The following is a 23,656-nucleotide window of genomic DNA, read 5'->3' as shown; positions in this document are numbered from 1 at the left end:
AATGTTATCAATTTTTAAATTTGTGAGAAAAAGCAACTTCATAACCTCTTAAAAATCAATTACTGTAGCAGCATAGGAATACCCAACACCAAAACCAGCCAACAAAACTTTCATGCCCTTTTTTATAACATTAGTTTTAATGGCATGTTCCATAGCAATGGGAATTGTGGAGGACACGGTATTTCCAATATTCTCAAAAAAAACAAAAAACTTTTCCTCTGGAATCTTAATTTTTCTACGGATGTAATCCAGCATGAATTTGTTGGCCTGATGAAATACAAATAAATCTATGTCATCTATATGGAGGTTATTTTCCTTCAGAACATCCTGAATTAAAATTGGGACTGAACGGGTTGTAAATTGAAATATCTCTTGCCCGTTCATGAAAAGGTTATTATCATTCCTAATGAAATCCCCATCTTCAAAAATGTCCTCGCCTAATTTGTCCACGTGCTTAGATCCGCCATTTTTAACGATTAAATTCTCTGATCCAGCACCGTCGGTGCCGAATACGAATTTGCCAACACCGTCTACATTATCACTTGCAGTAATCAAAGTAGCAGCAGCAGCATCCCCAAATATGGTTCTGTTTGATTTGTCCTGATCATGAATATACTTGGTGTAGGTTTCAGACGTAATCAACAATACAGATCTGGCACTCCCTGCGACTATAAGTCCGTTAGCAAGTGCTAAGCCATAAACATAACCCGAGCACCCCAGATTAAAATCCAAAGCTCCGCAGTTGGTAGAAAGTCCCAGACAATTTTGAACAATACACGCCGTCGTGGGCAAGAAATAATCGGGACTTTGAGTGCAAAGCAATACAAAATCAATTTCTTCCTTAGGGAACTTATGGGTTTCAAAAAGGCGCTCGGCTGCTTCGATTGCCATGTTACTTACAGTTTCTTCACTGCCTGAGATCCGACGTTCATAAATCCCAGTCTTACTTGAAATTTTGTCGGCACTCCACTCTGGAAACTGACTATTAATAATTTCATTTGTTAATACGCCTGAAGGCAAATAAGACGATATAGCTGCTATTTTTGATCTCAAAATTACAATCTTAGGAATGTTGTTATTAGTTAGTTGAACTGGCGATTAAATGGGTAAATAAATCATTTGGTGTATCAATTGTTTTGAAATTTTCCACAGAAAACTCAAAACCATAGTCATCTTCCAATAGTGATATGATTGAGAATCTGGTTAAAGAGTCCCAAGTATCTAACTCGCTGAATTTGCTTTCAAATGTAAGAATTGCTGCATCACTTTCATCAAATTGAAGGCGCAAAGCTTCTAAAAATTCCTCTTTATTTATCATAGCTGTAATTTTATAGTGAAAATTTCTGTATCGAATCCATTTCTTTTTAAACTTCTGTTATAGGTTACAAGCATATTTGTCTCATTTCTACCAGACGGAAAGGTAATTGCTCCAAATTGGAATATCATCAATGGATATCGATCTTTTTCATTGCTAGATAAGTCAGTAAATCCACTTGACATATTACCGCCAACAATGTATGAATAATTATCTTTCACGCCAGGGCCTGGTTCCCGATCCAAATATCGCAATATTTTACCCTTAGGGATACTATTACCTTCTACAGAAGTCGAAAAGAATAGTGTTTCATCAACCTTACATCCATAGATTGCAGGGCCATTGATCTCATATAGAAAATCAGAAGTCCATTCAGTATTGTTAATGGCTTTGAGCAATCTAATGGAATTAATTTCGAATTGACTATCTGTGGCATATATTAGGCCCTCTTTTACAGGGAATGCAACACAAGCGCGATAAATTTGCTTTCCTCTTAAGACTGGGCGCACTTCCCTGAAATTATCTTTTGCCATCCAAATTGCGGATCCTCCATCGAAATCTCCCGTCAATATCCATACACAGTTTCTATAAGGATCAGGAACAATGGCATGAACATGGTCAATCTCCCCTTCTTTGAATGTGTAGGAAATTTCCCACTCTGGATCTTCCAGCCTTTTGCTGTAAATATGAACAGGCGTCTTTTCAGGATTATAAAAATACTCTCCAAAACAAATGCGGTCCTCAAATCCGCTTATAGAACTAATATGCGAGATATCTAGTGGGCGATTGCCTCTTGGCAATGTAAACGTCTCCTTGAAAGCACCTGTTTTTAAATCTACTTCATAAAATTTTAAATTAAAAACAACTAATACCTTATCATTTGGAAGCGGTATTGCGTATCTGACACCTAGTCTAAGAACTCTCGAAATCAATTTACTCGCGTTTGCCATTCTCAACCATGGCGAAGCGGGAAGCTGAGTAATATGTCGCTTTTGTCCAGTTAAAGTATCTAATAAAAAAATATTATTACTCCTTGAAAACAACAACTTATTGCCTTTAATAAAACAAAGCGGAATTGAATCGGTTAATTTAGAATGATAGACAAGTTCCATTGACTAGTTTTTTACAAAATAATATGGATAGCCGTTAACGTTTCTGGAGTTTAAGAAGCAGATCAGCTCTTTTGCCCGAATTGTCTCAACCAATACGCCATCCACTTCAATAGAAGTCAAAATCCCTGCCAAAATAAGATCTTTACAAAGGGTTCTTTCCGCAAAGTGCAACGCTCCCCATCTAGGTCTCCGTTCCCTTACGGTTTTCAATTCCTCATATTCAGCATCTATAATCTTGAATTTTCTTTCCCGATACCAATTTTTTACAGGCCACTTTTCATCCATTACGTCTTCAGCTACATGAATCATTGTTAGACTATGCGTTAAATCTATTCCTATTCCAACTATTATTGCATCATTCTCGACACAATAATTCCACGAAGAGGATTTACCACAAGCTGTTCCCAAATCTTCATCCAGGTTGTGTTCCATCATGTTCTTTGCGTGTTTACCGATTGCTACCATAGGATTGATAGGAAACCGGCTTATATGCGCATTAGGGTGCTTCAGCATAAAAAATGGTAAAGCTCCCGTCCAGACTCTCGATTTGTGTACATCGTAAGTGACTGTGACATTTGTATAATCAGCAGTTAAATAGTCATTATAGCTCGCTTCTTCCGGATATCTCCTAGCAGAATTCATAGCTAAAGTGCCACTTTCACCAACCAAATTTAAAAATTCTTCAAGAATTTTTTTCGGGGTCTTTCCGGTGCCTTGTATTGCTTCGTAGGAAGAGTGCATAACTACAAAGCTTCCATTATTTATACCTAAATCCTTAAGCGAAGAGATAATTTTATTAAAGTCCTTTAACTCAGACTTCACTGCTCCTTTTTTTACAAACTTCGAAAAAAGAGCCACATTATCGCGATAGAATCTGCGAACTAACAATTCAATATATGGTGAAAGTGCTAAAATCTTATTTAATCCTGAATTAGCCATTGTTATGTGTTGTGTTATTGAACATATTTTAAATTCTTAATATAGTGTTTATAAGAATCCCTTGAAAATTTATAAAGCTTACGTATGGAAACTTTTCCAATTGACGCATGATCGTGATGATTTACCTTTATGTCTGGATGATATAATGTAACTCCATTAACACTAAGCACCTGGTCTGCCAGGATACCCTCTTCACCCATCAAAAAGATTGGGGCGTTAAGATCTCTAAAATGCTGGAAAAAATGTCTGGTTAAAACGTAACATGCACCGTATCCCATAACAATTTCCTGTGCTTCATCATGTCCTGCACGATCTTCTGGAACAATTTTAGATTTAAATAAGCCATAGGCATTTTGTAGTATCCAAGCCAACATATAATTAGAATAATAAAGCTTTCTGTATAGTCTCTGAAAACCAGAAAATTTATGAACAATATGTGGGTTTTGATGTACTCCATCTATTCTAATTATATTTGGTGCCAGAACCAACACGTCTTTAGAAAATTCAATCTTAATTAGATTGTCCAAAAAAGCCGGGTCAAACGTCAAATCGTTATTCCCTATAACCAGAAAATCAAAGTCATTAACTTCTAGAGAATTGATTCCAAGATTCAACCCTTTAAAATAACCTAAATTTTCATCACTTTTGATTACTGTAAGCTCCGGATATTTAATAGCGTCTAATTCCATAATTTCATGTGCATATGACGCGTTATCTACGACAACAATTTTGACATCATATTCATTCCTAATCGCCAATACACTTTCAATATATTGAGCAGTAATTTTAGAATTATTGTAATTAACACAGATGAATGCGATTCTCATTTTTCTATTCTTGGTTATTAAAATTCACTAGTTTTCCATTTCTCGATTTTATTAGTCCCCCACAAAAAAACGAGAACCATGCCATTATATTAGGAGCTAAGAATGCATCCCAAAACAAATTTATGAATAACAAACAAATCACAAATATCAATAGGAGTTTGTGATTGTAGTGTTCTATTGGAATATGACTATTTAAGATTTTTCTTAATGTATTCCACCAAAACACCGCATAAAAAACAAAAGCCAATACACCCATCTTCCAAATACATGTTAAATAATAAATATGGGTCGACCAGCCATCTAAATTATCGTAATCTTTGTAGGACGTGTAATCTAATATATAGCCATTGAAGCCCGTAGCAAATATTGGATTTTTTACTATCTGCCTAACAGCCAGTTCCTGCAAATCTAATCTACCGCTGCTTAAATCGTTTAAATTAGAAGCCCCGGACGTAGCCGACAGCTTAGTTTCCCAAACCAATAATAATCCATCAATTATTTCCCGCCCGAAAAAATAAGTTAATAAAATAATGAAAAAGACAATCGCAAGTGTTTTAAATAATTTAAATCTATAAAGAGAATACCATAAGAAAAAAATAAAAAGCCCCAATAACAATTCTCTTGAAAGAGATAACAAAATAATTAGAATATATAACAACAATGATAATACATAAATAACCCTCATGAGAATATTTATTTTATTATCACTGGTAATGTAATAAAAAATCAAAAACATCAATATAAAATAGTGTGCTCCCAAAGTATGTACCCCATAAGCCCCACTCAAGTTTAAACCAAAAAAACTACCTTGGAGATTGCCCTCCAATCTCACGATTCCCCCACCTTTTATAAAAATTGTATAGATCAATGAAAAGGCTAAAATAACAGCAAAGTTGACACTCCATTTTAAATAAAAGTTAAAACCGTCAATATCTTTAACTAACGTCATTGCGACGAAATATCCTAAAGTTGGTAGTGTAAAATATATAAAGGAAAGATAGGGCCTTAATTCGAATTTCTGATAAATAAAGGAAATTCCAACTATGCTAATTAAACTACAAACGATTGTCAGGTAAATATAAATTGCATCCTGACCGACACGTTTAATAAAACAAAATGGCGCAAAAACAACTACTATCAAAGAAAGTGGGAATCCAGATTGACCATCCGCAACTTGTAATATGTCTATTGGCAAAGTTAGCATCATTGAACAGGCAAATAACAAACCTTTATTCACAGAAAATTTAATTGCGTCACCTTTCATTATTCTCTTTTACAAAAATTTGCCTCACATCTTTAAAAGACACTAAAATAAACATAGTTGAAATGCACGTATAGGCAAATTTCAAAGCGTCATTATAATACTCCTCAAGTAAGAAAGAAAAAAAGAAATTGCCTAACAAGACAACGGCAATTACAACTAAGATGTGAAAGATGAACTTAAAACCAACAACAGGCTGGAGTATATTTCGAGAGAAAAAGTACACAATCAATAAGTACATTCCTTGAGAAAGAAAATTTACACTAATCGCTCCAAAAATACCATACCTGGGTATCACGATAATATTGATAACGAGACTTAGCAATGCCAGGCTTAACGTGATCTTACACATCAAGAATGTTTTATTTGTTACTTCCAACGCTTTTTGAACGTACATGGATATAGCAGCAATAAATATAGAAACCACAATTACTATCATCAATGATCGCGGCAGAAAATATTCAGCTGACAGAAACTTACTCATGACCCACTCACCGGAAATAAAAATCACAATGCCAGTGATTGCAATAAAAATAATTAGAATTCGAATATTATGACCTAATAATTTCTCTATAACTTTCTTGTCAACATTATTCTTCCACATACCCATAATTATTGGATGTGAAGCTAACAATAGGGGCATAGTCAAAAACCCAGATAACCCCACCGATAGATCCCTGAATGACGCATAACTCCCAACAGAAGAAGTAATGTTAAAATACTTTAGAATTAACCTATCTCCTATAGAATAAAATTGCGTGGAAAAAACCCATAAACATATCGGCAAACCATAGAGTAGATTTCTTTTTGCAAGTACAATATCGAATGTAAAAAGTAACCCTGCTATATTAAATATTTTTGTTTTATAAACTACAAATACCAAAGCAAAAAAATAACTCGAAAACAGAACAAAGAAAATTACCAGTAGATTATGTGGACAAAACAGAAAACAGTACCCGATACCTATGATCTGAATAACGCTTTGTAATATTGTGGACTGAATTTGTATAGCAATTTGTCTTTCTGCTTGTAATAGGCTATATAAAACATTAACCATGACCTGGCTACACATCAATAAGGTGGATACTACAATTAATTGCCAATCTATATTACCAAAATAGCAAGTCAGTCCTAAACCAAGGCAACCAATTACTAAAAGCAGCAACTGTAAAGAAATGATATTAGCCTTTAACTTATCCAGTTCGTTATTTTTTTCAAAATCAGGATAAAAGTAGAGAACAGTGCTATTTATCCAAGCACCAACGAGTTGTAAGAATAGCAGCCCTGCGGCAAAAATAAATGTATACTCTGCGTATTTGAAAGGAGCTAAAATTCTTGTAAGAATATAAATAGTCAAAAGTCCGGAAAATGCAGGCAGTATCTTAACTGGCAAATATTTAATAGCATCACCTTTAATTTTATCAAGGTGACTCCCGCTTTGTTTAATGTATTCCGACATAGTAGTTAATCTTCTACTATTTTAATTAGCACTAATATCAAAATGCACATGAACAAAAATAAAACGGCACTAAAGATAGCACTTTTTACAATTGATAGCTTTGATTTAAATAAAGGTAAAATTGGCTCGTCTATCACTTGAATTAACGGTGTTTCCTTCAATAAGGATATCTTAGCAAGTTCCAAATTTTTCACTAACTCCTCTAAAATTGCTTTATTAGTTTCAGCAGAAAATTGCGATCGCTGAGCAGGTGCAACACGCTGAATTTGCCTTGTTGGATTTAGGTTTGGCGTTGCATCGGTAACAGCAACGGCCCGATAAATTGCACCATCCATAACATTCCTAACGGAATCAGCCTTGCGTTGTAAGATAGCTACGTTTTGTATCGATTTTTTAGTCTTTGTTTGAACATAAAAATCATTCACGTTCTTGACGATTTCTTGATTGAATGCTTTTGCAAAGAACTCATCATAAGCCTTAACCTCAACTTTTATAATGTTCAATTTTTTATCGGGTTTAGCGACAGTCAAATTGGATTTATTAATATCCTTTACAATAGACCCAATTATACTGTCTTGCACCCTTTTGAGACTAGCATTGTTGCTATTGCTACGCGATAAATTAAAATTAATTTTGTTCAAATCAGGGGTATTATCCCAATCTTCTCTAAGCTTATTAAAGGATATGTAATGATCAATTAGTGTCCGTCTCTTACCATTCAAATCAACTTCGGTTAACAGAGTTTTTTCAATCATGGTTCTAGACTTGTATAATTCTAATATATTATCACCCTGAAATATACCACCACCACCGCCGCCCAAGTCAAATCCAGCAATTGAAGCTAATCCAGCCAAAGATCCAACACTTTTTCCCTGATCATCTTCTAAAACAAAAGTTGTCTCAGCAACATAAATTGTTTTATTTAAAAAGGCATATGCCACCCCAAAAAGCATCCCAACAAATGCAGAAAAAAATATAATCAGCCATTTAGATAAAATGTATCGCCACCAGATTTTAATCCTTGAAACCAATTCTCTAAGTGTGATTTCCTCTCTATCTTGGTTGCTACCAACCAAATCCTCTTTTTTCATATTTGTAGTCATTACAGATTATCTTAACAAACTGACCACAATAGCCGCCATCGAAGCGATGGCTGTTCCAATACCTATCCATCCCTGTGCGGTTAACTTCTCTCTCTCTGCCTTTTTAGGCACCAAAATCTCTGCGCCCGGTTTTACCCTCGGATAATTATTAAAAAAAAGAAATTTACTCGCTGCTTCAACTGAACCATTTGCATATCTAATGTATGCTCCTCCTTTTAATGCACTCGCTGTAAACCCACCAGCTCCATTGATATACTGCTTAAAACTTTTTCCTGAAGAGTAAACAATACTATTTGGATTCAAAACCTCTCCCGTCACCTTTACCGTTTGCAATTGCCTTGGTATACGGATCACATCTCCATCCTCCACAATCAAATCATACCTGGATCCTGGTTTCTTCAAAATTTGTTCCAAATCAATACCTACCAAATCAGACTGTATCAACTTCAATTCTACTTCTTTTTGTAGTGTGTCTTTTGCTCCAGCTTCCTGTGCACGCTTCAAATTCAAGTATTTTTTGTCTTCTTCTTCCTGGTTATTGATCGCATTCTTATCTTTTGGATTGACTTTCTCCGCCCCCGGGCGCTTCAACGAAGCTCCTTCGGCATATGCCAGTGGTGTAAGTCCACCAGCTCTACTGATGACATCAGAAATTTTCTCATTTTTCTTAGTAATCGTATAAGTTGCAGGATATAGTACCTCTCCTTCAATCTTAATCTGCTTCTGCACTTGATAGCCCGATGAGCTCCTGATAGACACAATATCAAATGGTTTCAACACAAAATTTGAATCATGGATCTTTAAATCCCTATCAATATTAACTGTAAATACTTCAGCTGTACTCGCCGAGGCAGATTTGACGTCACTATTCTGTATTCTTCTGGAGATCTCTATTCTATTCGGTGTAGCGCCTTCATTAAATCCGCCTGCAATTTGTATTAAGGCCTCGAGATCCATGTTGTCCGCATAATTAAAAGTACCCGGCTGCCTCACTTCACCCTGAATGGTAACTTTATATTCTTCTCTCAAATCAAAGATTGAAGAAATGGTCACTTTATCCTCTCGCTGAAGTTTTATATCACCTTCCGCTCCTGAAAGGACTTTTGAAACGTCAAATGACAACAGAGAGAGACTATTGTCCGCATTCAACCTGGAAATATATCCCCTGTTTAGAAAAGCATCTTCTTTTAATCCATCAGCTTTGTTAATCAATCCTACTAAGGTTAAATTGTCATCCAGCTCATAATCTCCCGGTCTGAATACCGCGCCTGCGATTTGAACTTTGTTTTGGAAACGATCCAAAATGGTTTCCACTACATATTTATCGCCATTGAGCGGTGCATGCATACTGTAACTTTCTTCGATAATATCGGTGATCTTACGCTCCCTGTTTGTGTTTTGCAATACTTTAATCTGGGCTGTATAAGCCTGATTTGAAAATCCTCCGGCAAACCTGATGACATCTGCCAAACTTTCTCCTTTTACCACCTCAAAGAACGCTGGACGTTTTACTTCGCCCGACATTTCAACACGCTTTTCATATACAGGTACATTGATCACATCCTGATCCTGTAAGCGAATGTTGTTCTTTTGAATTCCGTTCAACAAAAAATCATACACGTCGATTGTCGTAATCACTCTATTATTTCTAACCACCTGGATTTTACGGAACGAGCCGTTTTTGTTCGGACCTCCAGACTGATACAATAAATTGAATACAGTATACAATGAAGGTACAGTATAAGAACCTGGTTTGGCCACTTCTCCTACAACAGTTACTTTGATGCTTCTGATATTGCCAAGGTTCACCGCAACACTTGTTCGCCCACTTCTAAGACTTGGGTAAGTACCGGCCAAATTTGCTTTGATCTTCGCTGTTGCCTGTTCTATAGAAAGACCACCAACCGCGATATTTCCAACATATTGCAAACGAATCATTCCATCCGGACTTACTTTCAACTTGTAATTTGCCTCATTATCACCACTAAGGTCAATTAGCAATTCATCATCTGGACCGATTACATAGCTTTTTGGAGTTGCCATACGCAGGTTAGGCTCAAAAGTCACACCTCCGCCTTTAAACAATTCTTCACCAAATATTTTAGGCTTCAATCCTTCAAAAATAGATTGTGCAGGATTGTTATCTCTTTGTTGATTACCTGTTTTGCTAGCGGTATCTCTTTCAAAGCTTCTTGATCTGTTTTGATCATCCCCTGACTGCGTATTTTTTCCAGTATTTTCTTTAGACGAAGTACCAGTTTCTTTACGGATTTTTTCAACTCTTGCACGCAGCTTCTGAATTTCAGTAGCCTTCATGCCCTGAGCCGCAGCCATCTGCTCCAATTGAGCATCGTTATAGCCGATTGATTCGGCGCGCTGGATCAATTGCCTGATCTGTGCATCACTAAGATCATCTACTTTTACATCAGCGTAATTCGTCTGGGCGACAGCAGATCCGGTGATAAATATTGCAAGAACAAAAAATAGTACTGCAAATGTGTGTTTAAATTTCATAGGTTGATAGGAACAATGTTGAGAGATCGTTATTCAAAGTAATTCAGGGTCGTATATCCGCCCCCTTTTAAGTATTCATCTTTTTTCATTAAATGTAAATCGGACTGGATCATTTCTGTAACTAATGCCTGCAGGTCATATTTAGGCTTCCATCCCAGTTTGGTATTGGCTTTGGTAGGGTCTCCTAACAATAAGTCAACTTCAGTAGGCCTGAAGTATTTCTCATCTACCTGAACGACAACCGTTCCCGGCTTCAGATACTCGTCATTTAACCCGAGTTCAGCTACCATAGCAGGATCTACGTCAATGATCACACCTCTCTCATACTGATCCTTTCCGCTGAACTCAATTTCTATGCCCAGCTCTGCAAAGCTCATCCTCACAAATTCCCTCACTGTAGTAGTAATTCCTGTCGCGATCACATAATCTTCAGCTTTTTCTTGTTGTAAGATCAGCCACATGGCCTCAATGTAATCCTTGGCATGACCCCAGTCGCGCTGTGCCGACAGATTGCCCAGGTACAAGCAATTTTGCAAGCCTAAAGCGATTTTAGCCGCCGCCCTGGTAATCTTACGTGTTACGAAAGTTTCTCCACGTAGCGGACTCTCATGGTTAAATAAGATGCCATTGCACGCATACATATCATATGCTTCCCTGTAGTTGACAGTAATCCAATAAGCATACATTTTTGCAACAGCATATGGCGATCTCGGATAAAAAGGTGTTGTTTCGCTCTGCGGAACAGCCTGCACCAGTCCGTACAGTTCAGAAGTAGAAGCCTGATAAATCTTGGTTTTCTTTTCTAAACCCAGAATCCTGATGGCTTCCAAAAGTCTTAAGGTACCAATGCCATCTGCATTGGCAGTATATTCAGGCATTTCAAAGCTAACATGCACGTGGCTCATCGCTGCAAGATTGTAAATTTCGTCGGGTTGTGTTTCCTGAATGATGCGGATCAGGTTGGTAGAATCCGTCAGGTCTCCATAATGAAGTTTGAAATTCATTCCCTGTTCATGCTGATCGTGATACAGGTGATCTATACGATCTGTATTAAATAAAGATGATCTTCTCTTTAATCCATGGACGAAATATCCCTTTTTTAACAAAAACTCTGCTAAATAGGCTCCATCCTGTCCTGTAACACCTGTAATCAAGGCTACTTTCATTCAACTATTATTTTTTTATTTGTGCGTACAAACATACACAAATATTTGATTTTGCTACTTATTACTACCCAAATGAATCTGTATCCCTACAGAGACCGGGTTCAATAAAAATTCAGATTTGTTGTATTTATTTAAGGATTTCGTGTTGTTTACATCATATGCCGTTCTTTCCTGTCGTTCATAGGAATAGAAAAATTCGATGTTCGCTTCTGCAAATACCGACAGTTGCTCAATCGGATTAATTTTTACACCAACCACCGGTGATGCCACGAAGCCTGATTTTGTAGTCTCCAGCTTTAAAGTTTCAGCAGCAGCAGCATTAGCTACTGCTTTCAGGTCGTTTCTATTCTCAATATCCCCGCTAAACCTATTGTAACGATAGCCGATGTCTAATGCAAAATAGGGTTGAACGTGGGCATAATTAAAATTCTTTTCAAAGCCGATCTTAAATGAATAATCCATAAGCTTACCATTTGCTTCCTCGCAAGTCATACAGTTATTGTAAAATTTCTTAGACCTGTTATAAAAACTTCCGTTCAGTCTGTAAGCGATTTGGTTATCATTGAATTTAACCATGACACCGCTAAATGGTGCGCTGTTGAAATAACTGGAATTGGGTTCATCCAACAATTTTGGCATCTGAACAAGGGAATAGCCCCTTATTCCTATACTATAATTATAATTTCCACTCATCTGGGCAATAGCCGCAATTGAAGAAATGGACAAAATGACGCACAGTAAAAATCTTTTCATTCGTAAAATTTAGATATAGATTATTGAGCGCGTTCCCCATTCAAATATATTATATTAATTGATTAATTTTTCTTTTTTGTTCCAATCCATACATATCTGTTCGCTGTACATTTGGGACACCAGTAAATCCTTAAGGGTAAAAAACCGAGTAAATTTTTTAAAATAAAGCCCCTGGGTACCTGATAATGAAAATCGGTACTGCACTTTCTACACTTATAATCTTGATAACTCATTTGTGGTATGTTTGGTTTGCGTTAATATAACATATATCTAATCAATACGGAAATATTTGATATAGATAAATGACAACATCATTTTGTTACCCCCGCCCTACAAAAATCCTACCAAAATCTTAGCAAATCATGATTGGATGCCTGACCTTAAAAACAAGGAAAGGATAGCCAGCATCCACTGCCCTATCCTTTTCTAACCTAAATTTTATTTTTTAATCATCTATATAAAATTCAATGCCCGATGATCAGAGGCATGAATTTTTTCCCTAAAAATATTGTTGGTCGAATTATCCGCTGCAAAGGAACTCTATACATGTAATAGCATCAATACCCACTTTTGGGTATTTTTATTTACTTTTGGTTATCCATGGGTTATCTAAATTAAATATGTCTCGTATTAGTATTGATCAGGCCATTTCGGACATTGCGGCTAATGCCGACAAACTTCCCGGAGTAGTAACCATTCACAACCTCAGGGATTGGTCCATTGTATGGATGTCTGAACGCGGACTAAAGGGATTAAATGTTTCAGCCTCAGACATCATTGGAAAGACCTCCGACGAATACCACAACCGCTTCTTTAATCCTGAAGATGCAAAGGATTATGTACCCAAAATCTTGGAACTCCTGCAAAGAAACAATGACGATGAAATACTCACATTTTTTCAACAGGTAAGGCGTGACAATAATACCGACTGGACCTGGCACATGAGCAGTGTCAAAATCCTGCTCCGTGATGAGGAAGAGCTGCCTTTGCTCGCCATATCTATGTCTTTTCCAATAGATGCGATGCACCACATGACCACGAAGGCGTCCCGCTTGCTGGAGGAAAACAACTTTCTCCGTAAGAACTTTCACATCTATGCCAAGCTGAGCCCAAGAGAGCGGGAAATACTCCGCTTAATGGCGCTGGGAAAGAGTTCTGCAGAAACCGCTGAAGAGCTGTTCATTTCACAAAATACAGTGGAGACGCACCGCAAAAACATCAGGCAAAAGCTGAATACCAATTCGTATTACGAGGTATGCCAGTATGCGCGGGCTTTTGACCTGATCTGATCAGCTACCGCTTAGTCGCACCAATGACAGTTTGGTTTGATTAAAGCAAGCGTCATCCCGGACTTGATCCGGGATCCCGGAATAGAAAAGTCACTTTGCAGATGTGGGTTCCTGAAATAAACCACGAAGTGTTCTTGAATGCTAAAGTCAATAGACACTCATGATGCTCAATAACTACTATTGAAGAATTTACTCATCAGCCGTATGACGCACAGACGTATAATTCCTGCGCAAACGAATTTTCATGTAAATTATTGCAACAATAATGAAACATTTCTTGCTTAGTTATTTAAAATATTTTAATTTTAAGCCATCATTTTGTTAAAAATCTAAAAATATTAACATAATAGCCAATTATTTAACGCTCAATCCTGTTTCATATGAAAAGTGCCAATTCCGATCCCTAAACTTTCTTTATGCAACAATTCTAAAATCTAAGTGTGCCTGCACAACGCCAACTGACTAAATAATCCATCATATCTAAATTAATTATTTCTCATTATGAAAAAAGCACTACTTATTTTGCTTTTCCTGTTCTCCTTATTTTCTGCTACTGGGCAAACGCTCGAAACATTTGAAACTGCCACGACAAGTGTACAAAGCTTTACGAGTGGAGGCAAAACATTTAACCTAAGTTCGCCGTATGGTTTCTCCGTAGTTCAGTTCGCTGGTCTTGGGTATAATCTCTCAAATAAATTTATTCATGCAACCGACCCAATACCTGCAAACGGCAACAGTTATGGACAAACGGGAACTATGACTGTAACAAGTGGTACTTTTAAACTCAATAACTTATGGATCTATTTCACAGGCGATGCCGCGCAAAGTCCAGGTGTTACCACTAATGGAAGTGCCGGTTTCGTGACCTTTAGAGGGAAGCTTGGTGGAGCCACGCAGTTCACCGTGGTTAAAAATACGACCGGGGCTCACTTAGGCTTTGGTCTTCCTGGAAATGGCTTTATAAATATTAATTTTGCCACCGAAGGAGGGTCGAATAACACCAACATTGAAATTGATCAGCTTGAAATTCAACTCAGTAATAACTATGATTATTTCGCGATTGATAACTTTAACTTTCAAGCAGTTACAGGAGTTGCTTTATCGACGTCACCAACCCTCACTTTTACAAATGGTACAGGTTTAAATACAAAAGCAACTGATGGCACAGGAGGATCAACCGCGATCTCTGACCTGGACCTTGAAATATTTGGTGGTAATAAGACAACTGGCGCTATACTTTCCGGACCAAATATGGAATGGCATGATGCTGCCTGGTTTGGTTCAATAAATGGTTTTACTGGAGTTACGCCGTTCTCTACTGCTATTCAAAATAATGGCTTTGAAGCATTAATTATTAAAAGCTCTTCACAGGCAAGCAATTTTGCATTAAAATCTTTTAACATTATAGACTGGGGCGGTATAAGTCCCGTCATCATAGCCGCTTATGACGGAGGTACATTACAGGGAACTGTCGAACTTGCCCTTCCTTCTACGGGAGCAGCAGTAATCGCCAATCAAACCAGCCCTTTAACCGCATCCCTCTTTAATAACGTTGATGAAGTCAGGATTTACTCAAAAACAGGGGTTCCATTTTGGATTGGTGTAAATAATATCAATGTAGGGCCAGCTGTAGTAACGCTACCTGCACCAATAGTGAGTAGCGTATCGGTTCCTGCAAATGCGACATATGTGACAACACAAAATTTAGACTTTACAGCTAACTTCTCCCGTAGTGTCACAGTCACCGGAACACCGAGAATCTCATTGACAGTTGGCAGCCAGACCTTGTATGCAAATTATGTAAGTGGTTCCGGATCTACTGCCTTAGTATTTCGTTATACGGTTCAATCGGGAAACCTGGATATTGATGGAATCCAGGCAGGTTCAGCTATTCAGCTAAATAGCGGAACAATTAAAGGCACTTCTGATAACACCGATGCTACCCTAACACTGAATAGTGTGGGCGCCTTAACAGGCGTGAAAGTTGGTATGGTTCCGATAGCTACTGCAACACCGGCTTCAGCAACGATTTGCAGCGGCAGCGCAACGAATATTGCCTTGACTTCTATTCCTATAGGAGCCTCATTTGCATGGACTGCAGCCACTACGAGCGGTACAGTTAACGGTACTTCTGCCAGCACTGGAACAAGCATTACCCAGACCTTAAGTGGCAACGGAACTACCAATTATACAGTGACGCCAACATTAAATGGAATAGCCGGCAGCCCTATAACAGTAGCCATTACCGTAAATCCAAACCCAACAGCTTTTGCAACACCGGCTTCGCGGACAATTACCAGCGGACAATCGACAAATATAGCTTTGACCTCTATTCCTACAGGTGCCACTTTTACCTGGACTGCTACTGCGAGCGGAACAGTTAGCGGAGTAACCGCAGGTTCAGGAACAAGCATTGCGCAGACATTGACAGGTAATGGCGTGGTAAATTATACCGTAACACCAACACTTAACGGTTGTCCGGGCAGTCCAATCTCTGTAGCCGTAACCGTTAATCCAGCCATTCCAACAACAACTGTAAGTACTGTTGCATTTTCTGGAGACACCGGAGTTTCATCAACTGACCTTGTTACCAACATTGCGGCGCAAACCATTTCAGGTACATTAAGCGCCAACTTAGTAGCAGGTGAACGTGTGGAAGTTTCCCTGGACAACGGGAATAATTACACCAATGCCGCTTCATCTACAGGGAACAATACCTGGAGCTTAGCAGGCGTAACGCTAGCCTCCAGTAACACCTTACAAGTACGTGTAACCAATAGCACAGGCAGCAGCGCACCACTTATCTCGCCTTATGTGCTTGACAACACAGTACCAACCGTTTTCATCGCCAGCAGCCCCTCATCCTTGACTGCCGGGCAGACGGCAACCATAACCTTTACTTTTAGTGAGGAACCAAATGGTTTTACTATGGCAGGTCTTAACGTTTCCAACGGCACATTAAACAACCTCAGCGCAACTGGAAATCCTCTGGTTTATATAGCTACTTTTACGCCAGTCACCAACTTTTCGGGTAGTGGCAATGCTTCTACAACTGCCGGATCGTATACTGATCGGGCTGGGAATGCAGGCGCAGGAGGAATTTCTGCAACAATTACAATTAATACTATAGTAGCAACGCTTCCCGCCGACGGACTCGCATTTAATGGTACCAACCAATATGCTGAAGTGCCTGCAAGATCCGCGCTCGACTTTACTACGGGTACAGTTGAGATGTGGGTAAAACCAGGATGGACGGCAGGTGTGCATGATGCCATCAACCCTTGTATAGCCGCTATGCGCAGCACCAGTACTACACGCTGGAGTTTCCACATCAACCGCGATTTGGGTTCTATCGGTTTTTGGAACAGCACCGTTTACCTCTCGAAGAATTTTACCTTCGTGAAAAACCAGTGGTACCATATCGCATTTGTGATGACTGGTTCGAATACAGAAATATTCGTTAACGGAGCTTCAATTGGCGTAACTGGCAGCACAATGCGCACCGCATCTACAGGGCTGACCTTTAAGTTGGCTCAGTCGCAAACCGGCAGTACTGAACTTTTCCAGGGAGAAATTGATGAAGTTAGGGTTTGGAATACAGCCAGAACACTTACAGAGATTGCCAACAACCGTTCGACCCCTGTAGCTAATAATAGCACAGGATTGATCGGCTATTATAAGATTGATGCTGATATCCTGGCAAGTACTAACCAGGAAAATTATGAACTTAAGGATTACAGCACGGCAGCTGCAACCGGAAAGATCTACAATTATTTTGCACCTACAGTGACTACAGGTACGGCATCTACCATCACCAGCTCAGGGTTTACCGGTGGCGGTGACGTAACCAGCAATGGTGGCGGTGCCATTACTGCACGCGGACTTGTCTATTCTTCTACGAATGCTACACCGACCATACTTGACGGTAAAACCAATATCGGTACCGGCGATGGTACATTCTCTGGAGCTGTTGCAGGCTTATCAAGCAGTACTGCATATAAGGTCCGTTCGTTTGCGACCAACACTACCGGAACTAGTTATGGTTCAGTAATTACTGTAACTACAGCTTCTGCTGCACCAACAATTTCATTCCCTGCCACTAGCCTCGCAAATGGAAACGTTGGTACAGCTTATAGTAAAACTTTGAATGCGGCCAGCGGAGGAACTGCGCCGTATACCTATGCCCTAACCGCCGGAGCATTACCTTCCGGTATATCATTAAGTAGTGCCGGAACTTTAAGTGGTACGCCTACAGCCACCGGAACTTTCAATTTTGCGATTGCCGCTACAGATGCATCAACCGGATCAGGCCCTTATTCATCAGCGCCGAGGGGCTTCTCATTAACTATCGGGGCGCCTGTCATTGCCGTTAGCCCTGCGACCTTACCTGACATGGCTTATGCCACGGCCTACAGCCAGACACTAAGTTCTACAGGCGGAACCGCACCTTATACTTATGGCTTGTCGTCGGGCGCCTTGCCTATCGGAATTTCTTTAAGTTCGGCCGGTGTTTTGTCTGGTATTCCCAGATCGGATGGAAATTTTTCAATCTCCGTGAGCTCTACCGATGACAATGGTGTTATGGCATCCAAAGCTTACACCTTTAGTGTATCTGCTCCGGCACTGGTGATCAGTCCGACTACGCTGCCCAATCCTTCATTTGGTGCAGCCTATAGCCAGTCGCTGGCCACAACAGGTGGAATTGCACCTTATAGCTATTCCATTATATCCGGTTCTTTACCTGTCGGCATATCATTTAGCAGTGCAGGGGTATTAAGCGGAACGCCATCTTCAGCAGGGTCTTTCACTTTTACAGTAAGAAGCACAGATGATATTGGAGCTAACAATACGATTTCCTACACCTTAACTATCGGGGTACCAACAATAGTAGTTAATCCCGCAACTATACCTGGTGCTACAGTAGGTACAGCTTATGCACAAACCTTTACCGGAAGTGGCAGTACTGCACCATATACATTTGCACTAACTGCCGGTGCCATGCCTGCTGGTTTGTCTCTCAATACAACAACTGGCGCTTTAACCGGCACTCCTACTGCTGCAGGAACTTTTAATTTTACCATTACCGCTACCGGAAGTTCTACAGGCACAGGGGCACCTCATACAGGCGCAAGGGTTTATGCACTTGTGGTTGGCGCACCAACGCTTACTGTTAGTCCGGCCACCCTGCCAGGCACATCCTCAGGCCTGGCTTATAGCCAAACGATTACTACATCTGGCGGAACTGCACCTTATAGTTATGCCATCACTGCCGGAGTGTTGCCTGCGGGTCTTACGCTGAGCGCTGCCGGAACACTAAGCGGTACACCGACGATGACAGGTTTGTTTAATTTTACGGTTACTGCCACCGATGCTTCGACTGGCCTGGGACCATATTCAGGTTCAAGGGCCTACTCACTATTAGTTGGAGCACCTACAATTGCTGTAGCGCCAACCATTTTACCTGGCTTTGCCATCGGAACGGCCTACAGCCAAACCCTTACCGCTTCAGGAGGAACTGCACCTTATAGCTACACAATAACTGCAGGAGCTTTGCCAACCGGTATCTCATTGAGTACTGGTGGTGTGCTCTCCGGAATACCTACGTCAGCAGGAACATTTAATTTTACCATAAGGGCAACTGATGCCGCGGGTGGTAGTGGCCCATATTCTGGTTCCGCAGCTTATTCAATTACAATCGCAGCACCATCACTTTCATTGCCTGCAACTACTCTCGCAAACGCAAATGTTGAAGTAGCTTATAGCCAGGCTTTAAATCCGGCTAGTGGAGGAACAGCACCTTATACCTATGCCATAACAGCGGGGGCTTTACCAGCTGGCTTGAGTCTGAATGCAAGTACAGGTGTAATAAGTGGAACACCAACGACAAACGGCACTTTCAACTTTACAGTTACTGCAGTAGATTCCTCAACAGGGGCTGGAGCTCCATTTGCCATTGGCAGATCGTATGCATTAACTGTTGTCGGCAAGCTTTCTCAAGGTATTACGCTGGCAGCAACTGGTACAGCGCAATATGGTGATGCGGATATTGATTTGGCGGCAACAGCTTCCAGCGGATTGGGTGTAACATATACTTCGGGTGATCCTGGCGTTGCAACAATCGTAAATGGCAAGGTTCATATCTTAAGTGCAGGTATTGTAACCATTTATGCCAATCAAAGCGGCAATACAGCATATAATGCTGCACCCCAGGCTCAGCAGGTTTTAACAATTAATAAATTACCTCTTATCATTACTGCTGGTAACCGCAGCAAAACTTATGGTGACGCGGTGACTTTCGCTGGTACTGAATTTACAGCAGCAGGATTAATTAATGGAAACACTGTAACTGGTGTAACATTGACCAGTACAGGTTCGGTAGTTACCGCAACTGTTGCGGGCTCGACTTACCCGATCGTAGCTTCGGCAGCGACAGGAACTGGTTTAGCGAACTACAATATCTCTTATGTTGACGGTGCATTGACTGTAGATGCGAAAGCATTGACCATCACTGCAAACAACCGCAGCAAAACTTACGGTGCTGTAGTAACCTTTTCAGGTACTGAGTTTACTTCAGCAGGATTGATCAATGGAAACACTGTAACTGGTATTACTTTGGCCAGTACAGGTTCTGTAGTTACTGCAACTGTAGCCGGTTCTACTTACCCAATCATCGCTTCGGCAGCGACTGGTACAGGACTGGGCAATTATACTATCTCTTATGTTGACGGTGCATTGACCGTAGATGCGAAAGTATTAACAATCACAGCAAATAACCGCAGCAAAACTTATGGTGACGCAGTAACATTTGCCGGTACTGAGTTTACAGCAGCAGGCCTGATCAATGGAAACACTGTAACTGGTGTTACTTTGACCAGTACAGGTTCTGTTGTTACCGCAACTGTAGCGGGTTCTACTTATCCGATCGTAGCTTCAGCAGCGACTGGTACAGGACTGGGCAATTATACTATCTCTTATGTTGACGGTGCATTGACCGTAGATGCGAAAGTATTAACAATCACAGCAAATAACCGCAGCAAAACTTATGGTAACGCAGTAACCTTTGCAGGCACTGAATTTACAGCAGCGGGATTGATTAATGGCAACACTGTAACTGGTGTTACTTTAAACAGTACAGGTTCTGTTGTTACGGCGACTGTTGCCGGTTCTACTTACCCGATCATCGCTTCGGCAGCGACTGGTACAGGACTGGGCAATTATACTATCTCTTATGTTGACGGTGCACTGACTGTAGATGCGAAAATATTAACAATCACTGCAAACAACCGTAGTAAGACTTATGGTGATGCAGTAACATTTGCTGGCACTGAATTTACAAGCGCTGGGTTGATCAATGGAAATACTGTAACAGGTGTTACGCTGACCAGTACAGGTTCTGTAGCCAACGCAACTGTTGCGGGTTCTACTTATCCGATCATCGCTTCGGCAGCGACTGGTACAGGACTGGGCAATTATGCTATCTCTTATGTTGACGGTGCATTGACCGTAGGTGCGAAAGCATTAACAATCACAGCAAACAACCGCAGCAAGACTTATGGTGATGTAGTAACATTTGCAGGTACTGAGTTTACAAGCGCAGGATTAATTAATGGAAACACCGTAACAGGTATTACTTTGACCAGTACAGGTTCGGTAGCCACAGCAACGGTTGCTGGTTCTACTTATCCGATCGTAGCTTCGGCAGCGACGGGAACTGGTTTATCAAACTACAACATTTCCTATGTTGACGGTGCATTGACCGTAGACGCAAAAGCATTGACCATCACAGCGGACAACCGCAGCAAAACTTATGGTGATGCAGTCACTTTCGCTGGCACTGAATTTACAAGCGCTGGGTTGATCAATGGAAATACTGTAACTGGTGTTACCTTGACCAGTACAGGTTCTGCAGCTACGGCAACGGTAGCAGGTTCTACTTATCCGATCGTAGCTTCGGCAGCGACTGGTACAGGACTGGGCAATTATACTATCTCTTATGTTGATGGTGCATTGACCGTAGATGCGAAAGTATTAACAATCACAGCAAATAACCGCAGCAAAACTTATGGTGACGCAGTAACATTTGCTGGTACTGAATTTACTTCAGCAGGATTGATCAACGGAAACACGGTAACCGGTGTTACTTTAAACAGTACAGGTTCTGCAGCTACGGCAACTGTAGCGGGTTCTACTTATCCGATCGTAGCTTCGGCAGCAACGGGAACTGGTTTAGCAAACTACAACATTTCTTATGTTGACGGTGCACTGACTGTAGATGCAAAAGCATTAACAATCACCGCAAACAACCGCAGCAAGACTTATGGTGATGCTGTAACCTTTGCAGATACTGAATTTACAAGCGCTGGATTGATCAATGGAAACACGGTAACAAGTGTAACATTGACCAGTACAGGTTCTGTAGTTACCGCAACTGTAGCCGGTTCTACTTACCCGATCATCGCTTCGGCAGCGACGGGAACTGGCTTAGCTAACTATAACATTTCCTATGTTGACGGTGCATTGACTGTAGACGCGAAAGCACTGACCATCACAGCGGACAATAAAGAACGCTTTGAAGGCACTGCAAACCCAACATTAACGGTAAGTTACACAGGCTTTGTAAACGCTGAAACTTCAACAGTTCTTACAACGCAGTCAGCAATCAGCACTACCGCTGTTCTGAGCAGTGTGGCTGGAGATTACCCGATTAAAGCAAGCGGTGCTGCGGCAGCAAACTATAGCATCAGCTATGTAGATGGTATATTGAAAGTAAAAGCAGGAGCACCAACAAGCGTTACCCTGGCAGCTGTTACGCTTTATGAGAACAGCGCAGCGGCGACAAACGCAGGTACACTGAACAGTACTTCAGATGACCCGACTGCTACATTCACTTATACTTTGGTAAGCGGAACAGGCGATACAGACAATGCTTTATTCAGTATTTCAGGAAACAGGATCAATACCACGGCAAGCCTGAATTTTGAAAACAAACCGGTTTATAAAGTCAGGGTAAGATCTACTACACAATACAACCTGTGGACAGAGCGTGAACTGAGCATCAGCATCAGTGACGTGAATGAAATCCCTACGCTGGCGGCTATTGACAATCAGACCATCTGTTACACCACATCAGCGCAGTCTGTGGCCCTGACAGGCATTACCGCCGGTCCTGACGCAAACCAGACCACTGTACTTAGCGTAAGCAATAACAATGCAAATCTGTTCAGCTCATTTGGTGTAACTGGATCAGGAAATACCGGAACCATCAGCTACAGGGTAAAAACGGGAGCTGTGGGTACTGCGACTGTAACTGTAACGGTTAAGGATGACGGAGGCACTGCAAATGGTGGCGTGGATACTTACAGCAGGACCTTTGTGATCACTGTAAATGCGCTTCCTGTGGTGGCCATCAGCAGTGATAAAGGCAATGAGGTAAGTAAAGGCGAAACAGTGGAACTGACCGCAACCGGTGGAGTTAGCTATGAATGGGCAACACACAGCAGCATTGTAAAAGGAAACAACACTGCGGTACTGACTGTGAGGCCAAAGGAAACGACCACCTATACAGTAACGGCAACCAACGCCAGCGGATGTAAGGATACACAGACCTTTACCATTACTGTACTGGACGATCTTCTGAAAATTAAGGCTACAAACATCCTGACACCGAATGGTGATGGTGTGAATGATAAATGGGTGATTGACAACATTGATTTTTACCCGAATAATCAGGTTAGGATCTTTGACAAGGCCGGCCGTTTACTGTACAGCAAAAAAGGATATGACAACAGCTGGGATGGTATGCTGAACGGTTCTCCTCTTGAGGAAGGAACTTATTACTACATCATTGACTTTGGTAAAGACAGACGCGTGTTTAAAGGCTTTATTACCATTGTGAGAGAACAATAATAACTTAGCAGA

At 40.5% G+C, this 23,656-nt stretch carries 13 protein-coding genes; 2 read left to right on the top strand and 11 right to left on the bottom strand.

All coding sequences use genetic code 11. The features are described from left to right. Positions 1–48: 48 nt before the first annotated feature. Genes R2Q78_RS08630 through R2Q78_RS08580 form a run of 11 tightly spaced genes read right to left on the bottom strand, consistent with a single transcriptional unit; the run spans position 49 to position 12,449 of the window. Entirely contained in the window at positions 49–1,053 is a 1,005-nt protein-coding gene (locus R2Q78_RS08630; protein ID WP_316790836.1) for a ketoacyl-ACP synthase III, read from the bottom strand. A gap of 25 nt (positions 1,054–1,078) precedes the next feature. After that, positions 1,079–1,318: an acyl carrier protein gene (locus R2Q78_RS08625; RefSeq protein WP_316790834.1), complete on the bottom strand. Its 240-nt coding sequence runs from the start codon at positions 1,316–1,318 to the stop codon at positions 1,079–1,081. Further along, positions 1,315–2,427, bottom strand: a complete 1,113-nt coding sequence (locus R2Q78_RS08620; protein ID WP_316790832.1) for a hypothetical protein — start codon at positions 2,425–2,427, stop codon at positions 1,315–1,317. The genes R2Q78_RS08625 and R2Q78_RS08620 overlap by 4 nt, the downstream gene beginning before the upstream one ends. A 3-nt stretch (positions 2,428–2,430) precedes the next feature. Next, positions 2,431–3,366: an AAC(3) family N-acetyltransferase gene (locus R2Q78_RS08615; protein ID WP_316790830.1), complete on the bottom strand. Its 936-nt coding sequence runs from the start codon at positions 3,364–3,366 to the stop codon at positions 2,431–2,433. 14 nt (positions 3,367–3,380) lie between these two features. Next, positions 3,381–4,193: a glycosyltransferase family 2 protein gene (locus tag R2Q78_RS08610; RefSeq protein ID WP_316790828.1), complete on the bottom strand. Its 813-nt coding sequence runs from the start codon at positions 4,191–4,193 to the stop codon at positions 3,381–3,383. Positions 4,194–4,197: 4 nt separating this feature from the next. After that, a complete protein-coding gene (locus R2Q78_RS08605; RefSeq protein WP_316790826.1) occupies positions 4,198–5,457 on the bottom strand; it encodes an O-antigen ligase family protein in 1,260 nt (419 codons plus the stop codon). After that, on the bottom strand, positions 5,447–6,913 hold the full coding sequence (locus R2Q78_RS08600; RefSeq protein ID WP_316790824.1) for a lipopolysaccharide biosynthesis protein: 1,467 nt from the start codon (positions 6,911–6,913) through the stop codon (positions 5,447–5,449). The genes R2Q78_RS08605 and R2Q78_RS08600 overlap by 11 nt, the downstream gene beginning before the upstream one ends. Positions 6,914–6,918: 5 nt before the next feature. Then, complete coding sequence (locus tag R2Q78_RS08595; protein WP_316790822.1) at positions 6,919–8,004, bottom strand: lipopolysaccharide biosynthesis protein; 1,086 nt, start codon at positions 8,002–8,004, stop codon at positions 6,919–6,921. An 18-nt stretch (positions 8,005–8,022) separates the two neighbouring features. Further along, positions 8,023–10,530, bottom strand: a complete 2,508-nt coding sequence (locus R2Q78_RS08590; RefSeq protein WP_316790820.1) for an SLBB domain-containing protein — start codon at positions 10,528–10,530, stop codon at positions 8,023–8,025. A gap of 29 nt (positions 10,531–10,559) precedes the next feature. Further along, positions 10,560–11,696: a GDP-mannose 4,6-dehydratase gene (gmd, locus tag R2Q78_RS08585; protein WP_316790818.1), complete on the bottom strand. Its 1,137-nt coding sequence runs from the start codon at positions 11,694–11,696 to the stop codon at positions 10,560–10,562. 54 nt (positions 11,697–11,750) lie between these two features. Continuing rightward, positions 11,751–12,449 (bottom strand): hypothetical protein, encoded by a 699-nt coding sequence (locus R2Q78_RS08580; RefSeq protein WP_316790816.1) that lies wholly within the window; start codon positions 12,447–12,449, stop codon positions 11,751–11,753. Positions 12,450–13,069: 620 nt separating this feature from the next. Here R2Q78_RS08580 and R2Q78_RS08575 point away from each other — a divergent pair. Both R2Q78_RS08575 and R2Q78_RS08570 read left to right on the top strand, forming a co-directional pair. After that, the gene (locus R2Q78_RS08575; protein WP_316790814.1) at positions 13,070–13,738 is read left to right on the top strand and encodes a helix-turn-helix transcriptional regulator; all 669 of its coding nucleotides are present in this window, start codon (positions 13,070–13,072) and stop codon (positions 13,736–13,738) included. Positions 13,739–14,239: 501 nt separating this feature from the next. After that, entirely contained in the window at positions 14,240–23,644 is a 9,405-nt protein-coding gene (locus R2Q78_RS08570) for an MBG domain-containing protein (protein WP_316790812.1), read from the top strand. Positions 23,645–23,656 lie beyond the last annotated feature (12 nt).

Origin of the sequence: Pedobacter frigoris, assembly GCF_032678645.1 — a bacterium.
Taxonomy (GTDB): Bacteria; Bacteroidota; Bacteroidia; order Sphingobacteriales; family Sphingobacteriaceae; genus Pedobacter; species Pedobacter frigoris_A.
This window is presented reverse-complemented; position numbering and strand designations above follow the sequence as displayed.

Excerpts from the sequence above, each read along its gene's own strand:
- R2Q78_RS08625 (WP_316790834.1), bottom strand. The coding sequence starts at position 1,318 with ATGATAAATAAAGAGGAATTTTTAGAAGCTTTGCGCCTTCAATTTGAT.
- R2Q78_RS08620 (WP_316790832.1), bottom strand. The coding sequence starts at position 2,427 with ATGGAACTTGTCTATCATTCTAAATTAACCGATTCAATTCCGCTTTGT.
- R2Q78_RS08615 (WP_316790830.1), bottom strand. The coding sequence starts at position 3,366 with ATGGCTAATTCAGGATTAAATAAGATTTTAGCACTTTCACCATATATT.
- R2Q78_RS08610 (WP_316790828.1), bottom strand. The coding sequence starts at position 4,193 with ATGAGAATCGCATTCATCTGTGTTAATTACAATAATTCTAAAATTACT.
- R2Q78_RS08605 (WP_316790826.1), bottom strand. The coding sequence starts at position 5,457 with ATGAAAGGTGACGCAATTAAATTTTCTGTGAATAAAGGTTTGTTATTT.
- R2Q78_RS08600 (WP_316790824.1), bottom strand. The coding sequence starts at position 6,913 with ATGTCGGAATACATTAAACAAAGCGGGAGTCACCTTGATAAAATTAAA.
- R2Q78_RS08595 (WP_316790822.1), bottom strand. The coding sequence starts at position 8,004 with ATGAAAAAAGAGGATTTGGTTGGTAGCAACCAAGATAGAGAGGAAATC.
- R2Q78_RS08590 (WP_316790820.1), bottom strand. The coding sequence starts at position 10,530 with ATGAAATTTAAACACACATTTGCAGTACTATTTTTTGTTCTTGCAATA.
- gmd (WP_316790818.1), bottom strand. The coding sequence starts at position 11,696 with ATGAAAGTAGCCTTGATTACAGGTGTTACAGGACAGGATGGAGCCTAT.
- R2Q78_RS08580 (WP_316790816.1), bottom strand. The coding sequence starts at position 12,449 with ATGAAAAGATTTTTACTGTGCGTCATTTTGTCCATTTCTTCAATTGCG.
- R2Q78_RS08575 (WP_316790814.1), top strand. The coding sequence starts at position 13,070 with ATGTCTCGTATTAGTATTGATCAGGCCATTTCGGACATTGCGGCTAAT.
- R2Q78_RS08570 (WP_316790812.1), top strand. The coding sequence starts at position 14,240 with ATGAAAAAAGCACTACTTATTTTGCTTTTCCTGTTCTCCTTATTTTCT.